At 57.8% G+C, this 19,474-nt stretch carries 11 protein-coding genes; all 11 read left to right on the forward strand.

The genetic code is table 11. The features are described from left to right. Positions 1-27: 27 nt before the first annotated feature. Positions 28-2,136, forward strand: coding sequence for a penicillin-binding transpeptidase domain-containing protein (locus ABD76_RS27000; RefSeq protein ID WP_197259995.1), 2,109 nt, complete (start codon positions 28-30; stop codon positions 2,134-2,136). 202 nt (positions 2,137-2,338) lie between these two features. Then, positions 2,339-4,399 carry a penicillin-binding transpeptidase domain-containing protein gene (locus tag ABD76_RS27005; RefSeq protein WP_197259996.1) on the forward strand — a complete coding sequence of 687 codons (2,061 nt, stop codon included), beginning with the start codon at positions 2,339-2,341 and terminating at the stop codon, positions 4,397-4,399. Positions 4,400-4,538: 139 nt separating this feature from the next. Continuing rightward, on the forward strand, positions 4,539-5,189 hold the full coding sequence (locus ABD76_RS27010; RefSeq protein WP_197259997.1) for an SGNH/GDSL hydrolase family protein: 651 nt from the start codon (positions 4,539-4,541) through the stop codon (positions 5,187-5,189). Between the two features lie 594 nt (positions 5,190-5,783). Continuing rightward, the gene (locus ABD76_RS27015; RefSeq protein WP_197259998.1) at positions 5,784-6,521 is read left to right on the forward strand and encodes a Cof-type HAD-IIB family hydrolase; all 738 of its coding nucleotides are present in this window, start codon (positions 5,784-5,786) and stop codon (positions 6,519-6,521) included. 24 nt (positions 6,522-6,545) lie between these two features. Then, entirely contained in the window at positions 6,546-7,031 is a 486-nt protein-coding gene (locus tag ABD76_RS27020; RefSeq protein WP_197259999.1) for a DUF456 domain-containing protein, read from the forward strand. Positions 7,032-7,092: 61 nt separating this feature from the next. Next, complete coding sequence (locus ABD76_RS27025) at positions 7,093-8,727, forward strand: putative polysaccharide biosynthesis protein (protein WP_197260000.1); 1,635 nt, start codon at positions 7,093-7,095, stop codon at positions 8,725-8,727. A gap of 986 nt (positions 8,728-9,713) precedes the next feature. Next, positions 9,714-11,690: a methyl-accepting chemotaxis protein gene (locus tag ABD76_RS27030; RefSeq protein ID WP_197260001.1), complete on the forward strand. Its 1,977-nt coding sequence runs from the start codon at positions 9,714-9,716 to the stop codon at positions 11,688-11,690. 179 nt (positions 11,691-11,869) lie between these two features. Next, the gene (locus ABD76_RS27035) at positions 11,870-13,051 is read left to right on the forward strand and encodes an acetyl-CoA C-acetyltransferase (protein WP_197260002.1); all 1,182 of its coding nucleotides are present in this window, start codon (positions 11,870-11,872) and stop codon (positions 13,049-13,051) included. After that, complete coding sequence (locus ABD76_RS27040; protein WP_197260003.1) at positions 13,020-14,576, forward strand: AMP-binding protein; 1,557 nt, start codon at positions 13,020-13,022, stop codon at positions 14,574-14,576. Before ABD76_RS27035 ends, ABD76_RS27040 begins: the two co-directional genes overlap by 32 nt. A 93-nt stretch (positions 14,577-14,669) precedes the next feature. Beyond that, on the forward strand, positions 14,670-18,059 hold the full coding sequence (locus tag ABD76_RS27045) for an ATP-binding protein (protein ID WP_197260004.1): 3,390 nt from the start codon (positions 14,670-14,672) through the stop codon (positions 18,057-18,059). Positions 18,060-18,138: 79 nt separating this feature from the next. Then, on the forward strand, positions 18,139-19,458 hold the full coding sequence (locus tag ABD76_RS27050; protein WP_197260005.1) for an ABC transporter substrate-binding protein: 1,320 nt from the start codon (positions 18,139-18,141) through the stop codon (positions 19,456-19,458). Positions 19,459-19,474: the final 16 nt, after the last annotated feature.

The raw sequence follows: 19,474 nt of genomic DNA on the forward strand, positions 1-19,474 counted from the left end.
TACAGCGGGAGAAAGGTTGATAGAGCAGTGACTCATCCTCATCATGATCCGGAAAAGCGTGAAGTTCTCAACCGGCGCAATTTTTCGCATCGGTTGAATATATTCTTTTTTGTTACATTTGCGGTATTCTCCGTACTTATCGTGCGGTTAGCGATATTGCAGTTCGTGGAAGGCCCGAGCCTGAAGGAGAAGGAAGCGCAGCTCGGTTACAAGGAGACGCCGATCCCGCCGCTTCGGGGCTCGATCTATGATGCGTCCGGAACGCAGGTCGCCTATTCGACCTCGACCCAGTCCTTATATTTCAATATTGAGAAAAATTACGGGGATCCGAAGAAGGCCGAATTGACCGACGCGCAGAAGAAGAACCGGGAAGAGGCGAAACGCTTGGCTGAGCGGTTGGCCGATGTCTTCGAGAAGTATGGCGATCCCGAAGACAAGCCGCTGACGGCCGACGTCATTTACAATGATCTGATGGATCTGTCGGCGCGCGTCAATTTCACGTATACGCCGCGCATCATCAAGACCGGCCTGACCCGGAAGGAAGTGGCCTACTTCCTGGAGCACAAGCCGGAGTTCCCGGGCATCGATATCGTGGAGGACAGCGTGCGCCACTACGAACCGATGGCGGTGCAGACGGTCGGGTATTTGAAAAAGTTCAAGGGCGTGCGCGACAATCCTGGGTATTATAACGATATTTATAATAATCGCGCCTCGACGCCGTCCGAGAAGCAATATCTTGATTACGAGGATGTCGGCTTCGACGGCATTGAGCTGATGTATCAGGAAGAGCTGCGGGGATTGAACGGGGTGAAGAAGTTTCCCGTCAATGTGGCGAACCGCATCATCGGGCCGATGGAGCTGACGAAGCCGCAGCGCGGCAACGATATCCATCTGACGATTCATCGCCATGTGCAGAAGGCGACCGAGGATGCCATTATGCAGACGCTGGAGCGGATCAGGAACTCTTCGAACCGCTCGGAGCGTGCGCCGCACGCGCGTACCGGCTATGCGGTCGCGATGGAGGTCGATACCGGGAACATCGTCGCGATGGCGAGCATGCCGGATTACAATCCGAACGTGTGGCGGAACGGGTCGATTACTCCGGAGGATTATGACCAATACCAATACTATTTGATGAACGGAGCGATCCGCGACGTCCCGGCGCCCTATGAGGACGACAAAGAGCGGATGAAGCATCCGGGCTCCGTCGTCTATCTCGGCTCGACGATGAAGCCGCTGTCGGTGCTGATCGGTCTCCAGGAGAAGCTGTTCGCTCTCGGCGAGACCTATTACGACGGCGGATACGCCCAGTTCGGACGGGTCGGCTACGAGACCAAGGTGTGGAACTCGGGCAATGTCGGCTACGGACGCATCGGAGCTTCGCGCGCATTGGAAGTGTCCTCCAACGCCTTCATGGTCGATATGATCGGGAAGCGGCTCTATTCCATGCCGACGGTCAACGGGCGCAACGGGCTGAAGGTATGGGATGAGTATATGGACGCCTTCGGGCTCGGCGTCCTGACGGGAAGCGGCCTGCCGCGCGAGCAGGCGGGAGCCAAGGATTACTTGCTCGAGGCCGAGCGCAATAACGCGCAATCCGCGCTGGTCTACGCTTCCTTCGGCCAGCAGGGGAAATATACGACCTTGCAGCTTGCCCAATATGCCGCCACGCTGGCGAACCGCGGCACGCGCATCAAGCCGCAGCTCGTGAGCAAGATTACCGACGGCAACGGCCAAGTCGTGAAGACATTCGGCCGCGAGGAGCTGAACAAGACGAAAATCGACGATGCCTACTGGAATGTCGTCGAGGACGGCATGCTGAAGGTTAGAGTCCACGGCTTCGACGGCTTCCCTTACTCATTCTACCGCAAGACGGGGACGTCGCAGATGGACGTCGCCGGAGGACGGGTCGACAACGCGGTGTTCATCGCGTATGCCCCGGCGGAGAAGCCGAAGCTGGCCGTCGCCGTCGTCGTGCCGGAGGGCGGCTTCGGTTCGTACGGTGCGGCGCCGATTGCGCGGGCGATGTTCGACGCGTATGATGAGGCGTATGGCTTGGACGGCACGCCGAAGAAGAAGCCGGATGAGTTGAAGGACGAGCAGGCGGATGCGTCCGCCGGGCAGGGTGCGGAATAATCCCATAATTACGCAGGATGCGAGGACGCTGATGCGTTCGCATAAGCGGTTGGCCTTCTTGGGGGAACCTTGAGGACAACGCTGCGAACGGTCAGCGTCTTTTTTGTTTTTCTTCGGTTCGGGTGCTTTGGCATCAAGTCATAAGGATGTGGTAAAATAATGTATCAAGACAAATTCATGGGCAGAAAGGATGACCCGACCAGTGATTCATCCCCATGATGATCCGGATAAGCGGGAACTGGTGAACCGACGCAAATTTTCCTTCCGCTTGAATATTTTCTTTTTTATGACCTTTGCCATTTTCAGCGTGCTTATTGTCCGGCTGGCGATTCTGCAGTTCGTGGAAGGTCCGAGCCTCAAGAAGCAGGAATACGATCTCAGCTATAAGGCGGCTCCGATCGCGCCGCTTCGGGGAACGATTTTTGACGCTTCCGGCCAACCGATCGCTTATTCCACATCGACCCAGTCGTTATACTTCAATATTGAGAAAAATTATGGCGATCCGTCCAGCGGCAAGCTGACGAAGGCGCAGCAGGAGAACCGGACAGAGGCTTATGCGCTGGCGAAGCGTCTGGCCGAGGCGTTCCGGAAGTACGGCGAACCGGAGGAGAAGCCGCTGACGGCCAACCGCATTTACCATGTGCTGATGGACTTGTCCTCCCGGGTCAATTATTCGTATACGCCCCGCATTATCAAGACCGGCTTGACCCGGCAGGAGGTCGCCTATTTTCTGGAGCATAAGCCGGAGTTCCCGGGAATCGATATTGTGGAGGACAGCGTGCGCAATTACAATCCGATGGCGGTGCAGACGGTGGGGTATCTGAAGAAGTTCAAAGGCGTGCGCGCGGAGCCGGGCTTCTATCAGGACATGTTCGACAACCGGAACAAGCTGCCGCAGGAAAAGCTGTATCTGGACTATGAGGATGTCGGTTTCGACGGCATCGAACGGATGTATCAGGAAGAGCTGCGGGGGCTGAACGGGGTGAAGAAGTTCCCTGTCAATGTGGCCAACCGCGTCATCGGGCCGATGGAAGTGACGAAGCCGCAGCGCGGCAACGACATTCATCTGACGATCCACCGGGATATTCAAAAAGCGACCGAGGAAGCGATTATGCGGACATTGGAGAAAATCCGCGATTCGACCAACCGCTCGGAGCGTGCGCCGAACGCCCGCACCGGGTTCGCGGTCGCGATGGAAGTCGAGACGGGCCATGTCGTGGCCATCGCCAGCATGCCGGATTATAATCCGGATGTATGGAAGAACGGCTCGATCAGTCCCGAGAACTATAAAAAATATCAATATTATCTGTTGAACGGGGCGATCCGGGACGTGCCTGCTCCCTACGAGGACAATGACGAGCGCATGAAGCATCCCGGCTCGGTCGTCTACCTCGGCTCGACGATGAAGCCGTTGACCGTCTTGATCGGCTTGCAGGAGAAGCTGTTCTCGCCGGGCGAGACTTATTCCGATTACGGGTATGCCGAGATCGGGCGCGCCGGGTCAGTCCGGCGGATCTGGAACTCGGGCAATGCGTCCTACGGCCCCATCAGAGCAGCGAGAGCTTTGCAGGTGTCGTCGAACTCCTTCATGATCGACATGGTCGGCAAGCGGCTTTATAGTCTCCCGTCTGTCAATGGCAGGAATGGCCTGACGATCTGGGATGAGTATATGGAGGCGTTCGGTCTCGGCGTGCTGACGGGGAGCGGCCTGCCGCTTGAGCAGCCGGGAAGGAAGGATTACCTCATTGACGCGGAACAGAACAGCGCCCAATCCGCGCTTGCCGGAGCGTCCTTCGGGCAGATGGGCAAATATACGACGCTTCAGTTGGCCCAATACGCCGCGACGCTGGCGAACCGCGGCGAGCGGATTAAGCCGCAACTCGTCAGCAAGATTACCGATGGGAACGGACAGGTGATTCGGACCTTCGGCCGTGAAGTCCTGAACCGGACGAACATTGAAGATGAATACTGGCGCATCGTCGAGGAAGGCATGTCCAAAGTGACTGCGCATGGCTTCGACGGCTTCCCGTATCCTTATTACCGGAAGACCGGAACCTCGCAGCAGCAAGGGGTGAACGGCGAAATGCTCGACAATGCGGTGTTCATCGCTTATGCGCCGCAGGATAAGCCGAAGCTCGCCGTAGCGGTCGTCGTTCCGGAGGGAGGATTCGGCGCTTACGGAGCCGCTCCGATCGGGAGGGCTATCTTCGACGCCTATGACGAGGTATATGGGCTGGCAGGCAAGCCGAAGAAGAAGGCATAGGAGCCGGCGGACAGCCCCGCGGGACGGGACGAGGAATAACGGCGGAACGGGAAGCGAAGACGCGGTTGCGTTCGCTGAAGGAGGAAGGCATGCGAAGGCGTGCCTGAGCGAGCGCTCCGCCCTGAGAAGGAGGGGCATCATGCGGCTTATCGGATTGGGAGACAGTATAACGGCAGGTGTCTTTTTGCGGCCGGAGGATACGTTCCTCTACCTATTGGGCCAGCGCTATCGCATGGAAATCGTGAACGCGGGCGTGCCCGGCAATACGAGCGCGCAAGGTCTGCGGCGCATAGAGGAGGATGTGCTGGGCCGGCATCCCGATGTATGCACCGTATTATTCGGAATGAATGATCACGTCGCGATTGGGCCGAACCGCCCGACGGTTCCCGTGGAAGAATTCCGAAGCAATCTGGTGCGCATCGTGCAGGCGCTGAAGTCGAACCGCTGCGTTCCGATTCTGTGCACGCTTCATTCCATCATCGAGGGATCGGATGCCTCCTATTATTATCGGAGGCATCCCCAGGCTTGGTACGAGTCGCCCTCCGGGGCGCAGGCCTGGCTCGACGAATATAACGAGGCGGTGCGGCAGGCGGCGATGACAACGGATACGCGGCTTGCGGATATCGCGGAGCGGTGGGACCGCGAGCTGCATTCCGGCACACGGCTGGCTGATTTGTTGCGCACGAAGGACAATAGCGGGGAGGACGACGGCACCCATCCAACGGCATGGGGACATCGAATCTATGCCGATTGCGTTGGGGAACAGCTCGCTGCCATCACCGAAGCATAGAGGAGCCAGAATGGAGACGATATACAGCCAAACCAGCAAGACCGGGCGTGCGGGATAACCCGTCATGCGAGTCACCTGCCAGGGGTGGTCCGCATACGATATCTCAACGCCCTTTCTTTTTTGCAACCTAAAAGTTGCCCCTATCCAATAGAGTTGGCCCTGTTAAATAATTGGGCGAGTCAGGAAGTAACATCAGCTTGCATATGTTCGAATAAAGGAGTGTTGGCAGCGATGAAGCCAAAGCAGTCGAAATGCAACTCGGCGTTTAAGCGGTTCATTATGACCCTCCTGTTCCTGAGTGCCGTCATCGGATTGACCGCCTGAACCGGATTCGAAGCTCGCCTATACAGGCAGGATGCAGCTGCGGCCGCCATCATCCCGTGGCGAAAGTTTCCGGCAGCGAAATCGGAGGACGATAGGCGGTTCGTGACCGGGCGGTTTAGGAAGCGGGGCAGCGCAGATGCGCAGCTTCCATGCTAGCACTAAACGGCAGAGCGCAGAAGATCTAGGCAGGAAGTCTTTGTTGCTGATGCTGTGTTATGGTACAATGTCGTTATGTGTTTTGGCGTGTTTTTTTGAGGAGTGGATACGAACATGAGTAAATATCGATTGTTAGCTCTTGATATGGACGGCACGTTGCTGACTGACGATCACCGCATCAGCAAAAAGACGGCAGAGGCGATACGGGACGCGCGCGAAGCGGGCATCACGGTCATCTTGTCTACGGGACGCGCGTTCGAAAATGCGGTGCCGTACGCGGAGGAATTGGGTCTCGATTCCCCAATGGTCACCGTGAACGGGAGCGAAGTATGGAAGAAGCCGCATCAGATTTATATCCGCCATCTGCTGGATCGAGAGGCGGTAAAGCGTTTGGTGGCCTTGTCGGAGTCGCATGACACCTGGTTCTGGGCTTATTCCACGAAGCGGCAATATAATCGGGAAAATTGGAATGCCGACATTGACAGCGAGGATTGGCTGAAGTTCGGTTATTTCAATGAGGACAAGGATGTGCTCGGCTCGCTCTGGAAGGAGCTGCGCGTCATAGGCGGCCTTGAGCTGTCGAATTCCTCGCCTGATAATATCGAAATCAATCCATCCGGAATTCATAAAGCATCCGGTCTGCGGACGGTATGCGATCTGATCGGCTGCACGATGTCCCAGACGGTCTCCATCGGCGACAGCCTGAATGATCTGGCCGCCATCCAGGCGTCGGGCCTCGGGATTGCGATGGGGAATGCCCAGGATGATGTGAAGCGGGCGGCGGATGCCGTCGTGCGATCCAATAATGAGGACGGGATTGCCCAGGCCATTTGGGAGTATGTGTTGAAGTAAGTCTGAACGAGGAGGCCCTTGTCTATGACCTTCTTAGGCTGGTTATGTGTGCTCGTATTATTCGCGGTGGGGATGGCTGGCGCGATTTATCCCATTTTGCCGGGCGCGCTCGCCATTTATGCCGCATTCTTTGTGTACGGGCTGTTTTTTGGGTTCGGGTCCTTTGGGTTCTGGTTCTGGTCGATACAGACATTGATTGTGGCCATGCTGTTCGTCGCGGACTATGTCGTCAACGCCTGGGGGGTCAAGCGCTATGGCGGTTCGAAAGCTTCGGTAGTCGGCAGCACGATCGGCATTATTATCGGCCCTTTTGTCATTCCGGCGTTCGGTCTTGTCCTTGGACCGTTCCTCGGCGCTTTTCTTGGCGAGATTTTTACGGGAGCCGATGCGGAAAAGGCCCTGAAATCGTCCTGGGGCGCCGTCGTCGGGCTGTTCTCCAGCATTGCCGTAAAAATTGTTCTTCAGATCGTGATGATCGTCCTGTTCTTCACATGGGTGTTCATGTTCTAATGGAAAGCGGTGAATAGCAGCATCATCCGGTGAAGACGGCATACAGAAAGAAGGGAAACGTTTGGCAAAGGAATCATTTATAAAAGGAACGATCATCATTGCCGCCGCAACGCTGGTGGCGCGCGTCCTCGGTCTGGTCCAGCGCGTGCCGCTCGAGCATATGCTCGGATCGGTGGGCAATGCCTCCTTCGCCGCCTCGCAGACGGTCTACTTGCTGATTCTGGCCGTCGCGACGGCGGGCATCCCCAGCACGTTGAGCAAAATGGTATCGGAGCGCTACGCGCTGAACCGGGTTCGGGAAGCGGAGCGCGTCTATTATGCGGCACTGCTGTTCGGTCTAGGCTCCGGCCTGATCGTGACGATATTGCTGTTACTGTTCGCGCCGTTGTATGCCAATATGATTCAGCTTCCGGAAGCCGCGCTGGCGATCCGGGCGCTCGCGCCTGCCTTGCTCCTGTTCCCGGTCATCGCCATGATGCGGGGATATACGCAGGGCCGCAATATGATGCAGGCGAGCGGCATGTCCCAGATTGTGGAGCAGATTTTGCGTGTCATCACGGCGATAGGATTGGCCTTCATCTTCCTGCAGTCGGGAGCGTCCCAGGAGTGGACGGCTGCTGCCGCTTCATTCGGCGGAGTGCTGGGAAGCATCGGGGCGTTCGCCGTCATGATCCATTATTTGCGCAAGCTGCGGCAGGCAGATCGGGAAGCTGGCGTCCGCGCCCGGCGATCCGGGGCCAAGAAGGTGCCATTGAGCGATATTTTCAAGTCGATATTCGCCATGTCGGTGCCCATTGTACTGTCGTCGCTGGCTGTTCCAGCCGTGAACTTCATTGATACGTCGATTACGATTCCGCTGTTGTCCCCGGATGTGGGACAAGCCCAGGCGGCTCATTTGTACGCGATTCTTGGACAGCGGGCCCAGTCGATCGCCGGGATTCCTCCGATTTTGGCGATTGCCCTCAGTACCTCGCTTATCCCGGTTATCTCCGCGGCCTATGCGAAAAAGGACATGAATCATCTGAAGCGTCAAACCTCGCTTGCGATGAGAATTTCCGTCCTGAGCGGCATGCCGATTGTGCTTGCTCTCTCCGTTGGCGCATTCTCCGTGAATGGCTTTCTGTTCAGCTCGCTGGACGGATCGGAAATTATTGCGATGCTGACGATCGGAACGATATTCCAGATTACGATGATGACATCCAGCTCGATTCTTATCGGATTGGGCAAGCCGTACATCGCCATGATCAGCGTAACGCTCGGCATTCTGATCAAGCTGCTGTCGAGCTTCCTGCTCGCCAATTACTTCGGCATATACGGCATTATTGCTGGTACGATGATCAGCTTCCTCATCATTACATGGCTTAACCTGCGGGTCATGAAGAAGGTCGTTCCGTTCGAGGTGCTCGGCAACCGCTGGACGGGGTTCCTGTTGACGAGCGTGCTGGCCGGCGGTATCGGCTTCGGTGTCGAGCAATTGGGAGAGCAGTTGGTCGTCATCTTGCCGGCCAAGCTAGTCTATATGCTCACCGCCGGAATCGTAGCGTTGGTCGTGGTTGCGTTGTTCGTCGTGGGCCTCGTCGCGTTCCGCGTCGTGCGCCAGGATGAGCTCGGAAGCTACCCGCGGTTAGTACAGAAGGCGCTGCGCCCATTAATGCGCCTGCAGGGCGGGGCGGCACGCGGACGCACGCGAAGATAGCCACGCTTTCGTTCTCTTCTGATCACACTGGCTTAGATCGGATATTGGCCTGGTCCCTTTCGAAAGAGAGGGATTAGGCCATTTTTATTTGGTCGTTAAAGACGGCCTTATCGCTGCCATTTCCTCTAAGGTCAAATCGTTTATTCTCACTTTGTTCGCTCGTATCCCAATGGCTCAGAGATGCCATGAACGAGTATCTACGCCCCTTATAGCTATTATCCCGCTCGGTCAGGTTAGCGAAAATCGTGAGTGTATCTTTTATTTTCATCATCCCCTTGATTCACAGACGACGTGAAGGAGTATGAACGTTCTCTTATAGGCATTATCCTGCTTGATAAGGTCGTGAAATCATGTTTGCATTCTCTTAGGTTTATTATCCCCCTGGGTCAGGGATGCCGTGAACGAGTGTGTATGTTCCCTTAGAGGCATTATCCCATTGATTCAGTTCCGTGATAATGTACCCGGCCTCTTATGCGCAATCTCCCCATTACTCAGGATCGATTTTCTCTACTTTGTTAATCGATGTTTTCGATCTGATGGATTTCAATCAAATCGTGTTGGTGATTTTCAAATAGATGTAAGAAATGGTTTGATAATTTCAATAAACTTGTTACCCGCTGATTGAATTAAAAACGAAAGTACTAATCGTAAGAAATAATGATTAATACAAAATTGGTAACTGACCAGAAGGGATAGTGTCCGATAAGGCAGTTGGAATAGGCAGAGCCTGACTAGAGGGGATAGTGCCGGTAAGGCGGTTGGGGGCAGGTTGAACCTGACCAAAGGGGAGAATGTCGATAAGGCCGCAGGAAGGGAAGGGCTGAGCGAATGGGAGAGCGCACATAAGGTGCCAAGGAGAGGATAAATTTATTTGATTACCTTTAATTACCTTTTGACTTTTTTCTGAAAAGTATAAAAAAGTATAGCGAAAATGTCCGATATACGTACAGAGTTGAATTTAAAACGGACAAAGAGGAGATTTTACAGTGAAATACGGTAAAAACTGGGCACGGTCGATCCGGCATTCCATGCAAAAAAAGATGATTCTGCTGCTCACCTGCTTTATCATCGTTCCAACGATTATTCTTATTGTCGTATTGACAATTACGGCATCGAACAACACCAAGAATATGATGTATGACGAGGTCAATGAAGCGACGAAGTCGATCTCGCGGCTGCTGAATCAATCGTACGAGACGAATGCTCATATGATTGGCAGCCTGGCCAATTCGATTAACGAGTACCCGCAGGACATCGAGCGAATCAAGCATCGGGTGACGGAGCTTGCAGGAGACGTCAACACGATTTTAAATGCCTATGTGGTGCTGGGAGACAAGTATCTCGACAGCAACGGCAGCAAGCTCAGCATTGATGATGCCACCCACCGCGAATGGTATCAGTTGGCCTTGCAGCGCCCGAGCGAGGTCATTGTCTCGAAGCCTTATGAGGATATCATTACGGGAAAACTGATTATGACGTTCTCGCACTCGCTGCCTAACGGAGCCGGTGTCGCGGGAATCGATGTCTCGATCGATAACATCAAGCAATCGGTCAGCCAATTCAAAGTCGGAGACAGCGGATATATCAGTCTCATCGACAAAGATAACCGCATTTTATTCCACCCGGAATATAAGCAAGGCACTCAAGTGGACAAGGAGCAATATAAGGAACTGCTGACAGAGGAATATGGAGAGTTTCTGTCGAGTGCGGACGGGCGGAACGAGTTCATCAGCTTCGACAAGCGGAATAAATTCGGCATCAATATCGTCTCGGTTCTTAGCCTTGGCGAAATCAATCAGCAAGCGAATCAGATCGTCATTATCGCTTCGGTGTTCCTTGTCGTGCTTATCGGGCTTATTGGATTATTTCTGTGGAGATTTGTCCGCAATATTATCCGCCCTGTCGTTCGGATACAGCAAACGACGGAGCGGATCGCGGCCGGGGATTTCACGGTCCGCATTCCGACAAGCGGCCGGACGGATGAAATCGGACGTCTGGAGAAAAATTTCAATGCCATGTCGCAGGCATTAGCCGAAATCATGACGCAAATACGCGAAGTATCCGAATCGGTCGCGGCTTCCGCAGAGGAACTGTCGGCGAATTCGGAGGAGAATCTCAGCTCCCTGCAAGAAGTATCGGCATCCTACCAGCAAGTGTCGGCGCAGTCGGCCCAATTGAATGAACGCTTGAATGTCGCAACGTCCCAAGCGCATCAGTCTGCGGCGCATCTCAAGCGCGTCGTCGAGCTGGTCGGAAATTCCTCCCATGCGGCGCATGAGATGAGCGAATGGGCCGTGAATGGGGAGAAGGCGCTCGAAAATGTGCGGAAGCAGATGGAGGCCATTACAAAGAACACGGAACAGGCCAAGGTGGAGACCGAACGGTTGAATGAGCAGTCGCATGATATTCACCGCATCGTAACCTTTATTCAAGAGGTGGCCGCACAGACGGAGCTGCTTGCGCTGAATGCGTCGATTGAAGCGGCCCGGGCCGGCGAACACGGTCGCGGCTTCGCGGTCGTCGCGGGCGAGGTCCGCAAGCTGGCGGAGGAGACGAAGGAAGCGGCCGGAAAGATTACGGGCGTCGTGCAGCAAATGAGAGAGCGCTCCGACTCCGTATGGGCCGCCATGCAGGACGGAGTCGAGACGGTGGCCGAGGGGCAAGCGATGACGCAGGCGGTGACGGACAGATTCTCGGATATGTTCCAGGCTATCGATGAAATGAACATTCAATTGAGCCATGTGGCTGATTTGGGCGCCCAGCTTGCATCCTCCAACAGCGAGATGATCGAGTCGTTCGATGCCGCAAGCGAAATGACCAATGTGACACTCGTAGAAATGGAGACCGTAGCGGCAGCGAGCGAGCAGCAAAATGCCGCCATGCAGGAGATGGCGTCGTATGCGAATCACCTGGCAACCATTGCCGACGATTTGCAGCAGTTATCCGCGCGATTCAAGTGCTAAACGATAGACAGAGCGTCAGCAAAAGAGCGTACGAGCCGCAAGCGGCCGGCGCTCTTTTTGTTGCCGCGATGTTCGAAATTCGTCCATAAAGGGTTACATCCGAGCGGCCGCTGCAACCGATTTGCAACCCTTTTCCTGTTAACTGGAGGCGACTCTAGACTGAACGAGAGGTGGACGACTTGAACGAGGTGTTCATTGTGAGTGCGGTGCGTACTCCAATTGGAGCGTTTCAGGGCAGCTTCCAGGATACGGCGGCCACGGAGCTGGGGGCCATTGTGATGAAGGAAGCTTGCCAACGTGCGGGAGCGGCCGGCGAGAGAATAGACCAGGTGTATATGGGGCAGGTGCTGCAGGGCGGAATTGGAATGAACGGAGCGCGGCAGGCCTCGCTGCAGGCGGGAATTCCGGAGCGGGTTCCGGCGACGAGCGTGAATCTCGTCTGCGGTTCGGGCCTGCAGGCGGTGATGCTGGGAGCCCAGTGCATCCGTTCGGGGGATGCGGACGTGATTGTGGCGGGCGGAATGGAAAATATGTCGCAGTCTCCTTACATGCTGAAGAAGGCGCGACAGGGCTACCGGTACGGGCACGGGGAGTTGGTTGATTCGGTGCTGCATGACGGGCTGACGTGCGCGATTATCAGTCAGCCGATGGGGTGGACGGCGGAACGCCTTGCCGAGCGCTATGGGCTCACGCGCGAGCAGCAGGATGCCTTCGCGCTCCAGAGCCAGCAGCGGGCGCAGACGGCGATGGAGGACGGACGGTTCCGAGAGGAGATCGTCGCCGTATCCGTCGCGGACCGCAAGGGCGGTGCGCGCCTGATCGCGGCGGATGAGCACCCCCGTCCGGGGCTGACGTTGGAGGCGCTGTCCAGGCTGAGGCCGGCCTTCAAGGCGCAAGGCACGGTGACGGCCGGCAATTCGTCCGGCATCAATGACGGCGCGGCGGCCGTCGTATTGTGCGGCCGTAAGGCGGCGGACACGCATGGCATTGCCCCGGCCGCAGCCATTCGCGGGTATGCCGCCGTCGGGCTCGAGCCGGAGTGGATGGGGCTTGGCCCGGTTCTCGCCCTTACAGAGGCTATCCGCAGGGCAGGCTTGCGGCTGCAGGACATCGGCCTGTTCGAAATCAATGAGGCGTTCGCGGCGCAAGCGCTGGCCGTGATGAGCGAGATGGAGCTTGATCCCGAACGGGTGAATGTGAACGGCGGGGCCATTGCGCTCGGCCATCCGATCGGCGCGAGCGGCGCGCGTGTGCTGGTCACCTTGATTCATGAGATGCGGCGCAGGCATATTCGCTACGGCGCGGCAGCTCTTTGCGTAGGAGGCGGTCATGGTGTCGCGGTTATTGTCGAACGGAGCTGAACCGGAACGGAGGGATCGGGCGATGCATGACAGCGCGCTTCAATGGTTCGACAATCGGTGCCGGCATACTCCGGATCGGATTGCCGCGGTAGATTGGCATCGCGGGCTCCGCCTTACGTACGGCACTCTGCATCGCCGCGCGGAGCGGCTGGCTGCGGCCTTGCAGTCGTCAGGCATCGGGCTTGGCAATCGGGTGGCCGTCCTGATGCACAATCAGGCGGAGATGCTGGAAGCGGTGCTCGGCTGCGGCATGCTCGGGGCGATTGCGGTGCCGTTGAATTGGCGGCTGTCCGTGGCCGAGCTTCACGGGATTATGCTGGACAGCGAGCCGAAGCTGCTGGTGTATGACGCCGATGAGCCGGAGATGGCGCGGCTTGCGGCGGGGCTTCCGCTTGCGGACAGCGCTCTGCTGTCTGTCGCGGCATTGGAGTCAAGCACGGACTATGCGGCGGTGCGGCGCCATTGTCCAGCCCATGACGATGCGTGGATGATGATCTATACCGGCGGCACGACCGGGAAGCCGAAAGGGGTGGTGCTGACGCATGGTTCCGTGTTTTGGAATGCGGTCAACACGGTCGTAAGCTGGCAACTGACGGCGGACGACGTGACCCCGACAGTGCTGCCGATGTTCCATACGGGCGGGCTGAATGCCCTCACGATGCCGGTCCTGATGGCCGGGGGCACGGTCGTCCTGGTGCGATCGTTTCAGTGCGAGGAGATGGTCCGCCTGTTGAACGAGGAGCGCTGCACCATTGCGCTCATGGTGCCGACGATGTACCATATGCTGGTCCACTCCCGCGCGTTCGCGGAGGCCGAATTTCCGACGATGCGGTCGTTCCTGTCGGGAGGAGCGCCATGCCCGCTGCCGGTCTATCAAGCCTTCCAAGCGAAAGGGCTTCCGTTCAAGGAAGGATACGGAGCGACCGAATCGGGGCCGAACAACTTCGTGATCGATCCGGCGCATGCGGCGCAGAAGCCGGGCTCCGTCGGCTTTCCGATGATCTTCAGCGAGGCGAGGCTTATTCCGCTTGCAGGAGATTCCGCACAGCCGGAACCGGATCAGGTGGGAGAGCTCGCGCTCCGGGGCGGGCATCTGTTCTCGCATTATTGGAATAACCCGGAGGCGACTTCCGAGGCATTGCGGGAAGGCTGGTTCATGACGGGGGATCTGGCTTCGCGGGACAAGGACGGTTATTACTATATCGTCGGGCGCAAAAAAGATATGATCATCACCGGCGGAGAGAACGTATATCCGTTGGAGGTGGAGCAGACGCTGGCAAGCTGCCCGGGCGTCAAGGAAGCGGCAGTCGTCGGGGTGGCGGACGATAAATGGGGAGAGGTCGTTGCGGCGGTGGTCGCGGTGGACGAGGGCACTTCGGTTACGGAGGCCGGCCTTGCCGCTTTTTGCTCGGCGCGCATCGGCAAATACAAGGTGCCGAAACGGTATCTGTTCGTACGGGAGCTGCCGACAACGGCCGTGGGCAAATTGGATAAGAAGCGGATGAGGGAATGGTTCGGCGGTTGACGCAAGTCGGCCGCTTTTTTTGCGGAAACCAGATTAGCAATCGAATCAATTGTGCTACAATAAACAGGAGAATATGGGAAAGAGAGGTTCGTTATGAAGGAAGGACGCGTGCTTAAAATGAAGCTGATGCCGCCTCCCTTGAAAAAGCAGCTGCTTCACCGTCCTCGTATCGCGAAGCAGTTGTCCCGCATCCCGGACTTCCCCCTTACGGTGCTGACATCGGGCCCGGGCTTCGGCAAGACGACAGCGCTCTCCGCATTTCTTCGATCCTCTGATTTGACGTATGCATGGTACGGCGTATCTCCTCAAGACAATGACTTCATTCCATTTGTATCTCATATCGTCTATACGCTCAGGCAAGCGGTGCCCGGATTCGGGGAGACCATGCTTGGCGACATGAAAGGCGGAAGCCGGAGCGGCAGCGAGGATATTTATGCGTTGGCGGATTTGTTTTTGAATGAATTGACAGCGCTTCCGCGGCAGACGCTGCTCATCATCGACGACTATCACCTGGTGGAAGCGACGGACAGCATTGAACAGTGGATGCAGTATGTGCTTGCCTATCTCCCTGATTGCGAGAAGCTGCGAATCGTCATCTCCTCCCGTTCCCGGCCCCAATGGGACAGACTGGCTTCGATGCGTCTCCATGGCCATTTGCTTGAGCTCGCCAGAGAAGACCTCGCTTTTAATGAAGAAGAAATTGATGTTCTGTTCAGCGAGTACTATGATTATCCGTTGTCGTCAAGTGAAGTCCGGCGGATCTTCGAGCAGACGGAAGGGTGGATCATTGCGGTACAGCTGATTTGGCAGCGCTTGCTCGCATCGAACGGAACGGTTGCGGAAGCGCTGGAGGCGCCCCGGGAAACGATGGAGGATCTGTTTCAATACTTGGCATTGGAGCTGTTCCAGAAGCAGCCCCCGTCCATGCGAACCTTCATGCTGGAGACGAGCATCTTCGACGAGCTGACCGGGGAGTGGTGCGACGCGGTATGCGGAAGGCACGGATCTCATGCCTTGCTGCTTCAATTGTGCGGCAGCGGCATGCTGTCGGCCGTCGATGAACGCCAATTCCGCTATCATACGCTGTTCCGCGAATTCCTTACGGAACAGCTTGGACGGCAGCCGGAGCGGCGCGAGTCTTTGTTGAGGCAGGCGGTGCATGTGTTCGCTGCCCGCAAGCGGTATGACCTGGCGATAACGCAAGCGTCCGTCCTGCAGGATCCGGAGGAAATGGCGCTTCTGCTGCAGGACGGGGGCGGCGAGTTAATCCGCCACGGCCGTCTGGAACTCGTCTGCGCCGCGCTGTCGGGGCTGCCGGAGCGCATCAAGCACCGGCATCCTTACCTGCTTGTTCTGCAGGGCGATATTTTCCGCTATCAATGTCAATATGAGGCTTCCGGCGAGCAGTATCGGCTGGCCGAGTACGGAGCCGGAAGCGCAGGCAACCGGATGGTGCAGCTGCTGGCTCTCGAAGGGCAGGCGCTTTTATATTTGGATACGATTCGCCCAGGGCTGGCGGAGCCCTTGCTTGAGCGGGCCATTGCGCTGGCCGAAGCGCTGTGCGGATATTACCCGCCGTTAGCGGAAGAGGCGGAAGCGGGCTTGGCGGCGGAAAAGGGGCCGTCCGGGCCGGCCGGGAATCGGGCGAACCCGCAAGCTCAAGCCGCGCTCGCCGCTTATCGCTCGGCATGGCACGGAACTGCGGGAGGGCGGCAGCAATTGGCGCGGCTGTATGCGATGATGGCCGAAAATATGCTGAACGCGGGCAGAGGGATGGAGGCGCAGATTTGGTATGATCGCGCGATGCATGTCGATCGGGACAGCCGCGATTGGATTTTGGAAGCGAGACTGTGCCTGCGGACGGGAAGGCTGCGCGAAGCGAGGGCGAAGCTTCTGCGGGCCGAGCAGCTGGAACGGGGGGAAGGACCGCGCTATAACGGCCTCGGCTCTCATCCGAAGACTTTATCGCGTTCGCATCGGGAGATCAATCTGCTGCTGTCCATGATCGACAGCATGCGCGGCGAGCCGGCTCCGGCCAAGCGGGCGGCGGAGGACGGCATGATGCACGGCATCCGCTTGAAGGCCCCGTTCGTGGAAGCCTGCGGCTGGATGCGTATGGGGCATGCCGCACAGCTGATGGGCATCTATGATGCCGGCGTGGCCGCGGAATGCTATCATGAGGCATTGGCCATCATGGAGCGGCTGGAGGTCAAGCGGGGAAGCGCGGAGCCATATATGGGGCTATGCCTGCTGTATGGCCGGGCACGCTCGCCGGAGACGGCGCTTCGGTACGGGCAGACCGCCTGCGACGGAACGCAGAGCGCCAACGATGGCTGGCTGACCGCGCTCATCCGCTTGAGCATGGGCATGGCCCTGTTCTATTCCGAACGCTGCGAGGAAGCCGTGCAGGTGTTTCGCGAATGCGGGGAGCGTTTCGTCGCCTGCGGAGATCAGTTCGGCTGCGCCACGGCGGAAATGTGGCAGGCGCTCACTGCCTATCGGCTGGAGCGGGACAGTTGGTTCGCGGTTTCGATGGAACGCTTTTTGACGCTGTCCGAACAGGAAGGATACGCTTTTCTGTTCACGCGGCGCACGTTGTTCGGCCCCAGCGACACGCAGCAGCTCATTCCGCTGCTCATCGAAGCGGTCCGGCTCGATCTGTGCCGCGCGTATGCCGCTTCGCTGCTCTCGGAGCTTGGCATGGACCGCCTGACGTATCATCCCGGCTATACGCTCTATGTCGAGACGCTGGGAGAGTTCCGCGTCCGCCTTGGCGATGTGGAGCTGGAGGAGAAAGACTGGCAGCGCGGCAAAGCGAAGGAGCTGTTCCAACTGCTTCTTACCCGCCGCCATCGCCCGGTCTCGAAGGGAGAACTGCTTAGCGAGCTTTTCCCCGAGGCGGAAGAAAAAGCGGCGAACCGTGATTTCAAGGTCGCGCTCAACGCCCTGAATACGGCTCTGGAGCCCCGTCGCCGCGCCCGATCCGCGCCCTATTTTATTCTGAGGCGGGGGCAGGCGTACCAGCTCAATCCGGCCGCGGGCTGGGTGCTGGACGCGGATCGCTTCGAGCAGGCGATCGCGCGCGGGCTTGAAGCCGATGATGCGGCAGAGGCCGTGTCCCGGCTGGAGGAGGGGCTTCGCTTGTACCAGGGGGACTATATGCCGGAGCGGCGCTATGAGGATTGGTGCATCGAGGAAAGAGAGCGGCTGCAGGTGCTGTTCATGCGCGGAGCGGAACGGCTGTCCCGCCAGTATATGGCGGCGGAGGCTTACGATAAGGCGGTGCACTGGGCGGAGGCGATGACGGCTAAGGATCGCTGCTGGGAAGAGGCTTACCGCATCTTGATCGCCTGCCATCTCCGGATGAACAACCGGAACCAGGCGCTGAAATGGTATCGCAAGTGCGCGGCGGCGCTGCAGGATGAGCTTGGCATCGAGCCGATGGCGAGCATTCGGGACTTGATGGCGGCCGTAACCGAATGAGGAACGGATTGAAGTGCAACTGATTTGCAACCTGACCCTCTTATGATGAACGGGAATTGAATCGTAAGGGGGTTTTGTCGTGTTCAATCATCAAGTGCAATTTCGGCGCAGGCCGCGCCTATGCGTGCTCGGCCTGCTTGCATTCATTCTGCTCGCCGTCTCCGCTTGCGGCAGCGGCGGCGCCGGAGCCGGCAATGGCGGCGCTCCCGGCCAGACGGCGAACGGCGGCGGTTCCGGCGAGGCCAAGGGGACAGAGGGGCAGGCCGAGGGCGCGGAAGGGGCCGGGCAGCCGCCGATTCGGATCGGCGTGCTTGCTTCGATGACGGGCGCGCTTGAATCGTACGGCAAGCAGAGCACGCGCGGATTCGAGCTCGGCATCGATTATGCGACCGGGGGAATGAGAACCGTGGCCGGCCGCAGCATCGAGTTCATCATCGAAGATACGGAGACGAAGCCCGATGTGGCCGTCAAGAAAGCGACCAAGCTCCTCGAGACCGACAAAGTCGATTTCCTCGTCGGATCCTCCAGCTCGGGAGACACGCTTGCCGTGCTTCCTCTCGCGGAAGAGTATGAGAAAGTGATGGTCGTCGAGCCGGCGGTTGCCGACAGCATTACCGGGGAGCTCTGGAACCGGTATGTGTTCCGCACGGCGCGCAATTCTTCGCAGGATGCGGTGGCCGGCGCGGCGGCGATAGCGAAGCCGGGCGTGAAGATCGCCACATTCGCTCCCGATGGCGCGTTCGGCCGGGACGGCATCGCCGCGTTCATCGAAGCGGCGGAGAAGCTGGGGGCGGTTATTGTGGAGGAGCAGTATGCCGATGCCGCGGCGACCGACTTCACGGCGAACATTCAGAAGATCGTGAGCGCCAAGCCGGATTATTTGTTCATCGTATGGGCCGGAGCGAACACGCCCTGGAAGCAGTTGCAGGATATGAAGGTGCGGGAGCAGGGCATTAAAATATCGACCGGCGCGCCGGATATCGCCGCCCTCCAGACGATGCACGAGTTGGAGGGAATGGAAGGATTTTCGGTGTACTATTACACGCTGCCGGACAATGAGGTCAACCAATGGCTGGTGGAAGAGCATCAGAAGCGCTTCAATGGCGACCTGCCGGATCTGTTCACGCCGGGAGGAATGTCGGCCGCGATCGCGATTGTTGAAGCGCTGAAGAAAACCGGAGGCGAGGCGGACACGGACCGATTGATTGCGGCGATGGAAGGGATGAGCTTCGAGTCGCCCAAGGGCAGGATGACGTTCCGGGCCGAGGATCATCAGGCCTTGCAGACCTTATATGCGGTTACATTGAAAAAGCGGGACGGGCTCGATTATCCGGAGCCGGTGCTGATTCGCGAGCTGTCGCCGGAGGAGACGGCTCCGCCGATACGCAACAAACGGTAGCCAGGGAGGTGAGGGC

It is taken from the genome of Paenibacillus dendritiformis (assembly GCF_015845845.1).
In the GTDB taxonomy this organism is placed as follows: Bacteria; Bacillota; Bacilli; order Paenibacillales; family Paenibacillaceae; genus Paenibacillus_B; species Paenibacillus_B dendritiformis_C.

Bases quoted from the DNA above. Each gene is read 5' to 3' on its own strand.
- ABD76_RS27015 (WP_197259998.1), top strand. From the start codon at position 5,784: ATGAGTAAATATCGATTGTTAGCTCTTGATATGGACGGCACGTTGCTG.
- ABD76_RS27020 (WP_197259999.1), top strand. From the start codon at position 6,546: ATGACCTTCTTAGGCTGGTTATGTGTGCTCGTATTATTCGCGGTGGGG.
- ABD76_RS27010 (WP_197259997.1), top strand. From the start codon at position 4,539: ATGCGGCTTATCGGATTGGGAGACAGTATAACGGCAGGTGTCTTTTTG.
- ABD76_RS27040 (WP_197260003.1), top strand. From the start codon at position 13,020: ATGGTGTCGCGGTTATTGTCGAACGGAGCTGAACCGGAACGGAGGGAT.
- ABD76_RS27045 (WP_197260004.1), top strand. From the start codon at position 14,670: ATGAAGGAAGGACGCGTGCTTAAAATGAAGCTGATGCCGCCTCCCTTG.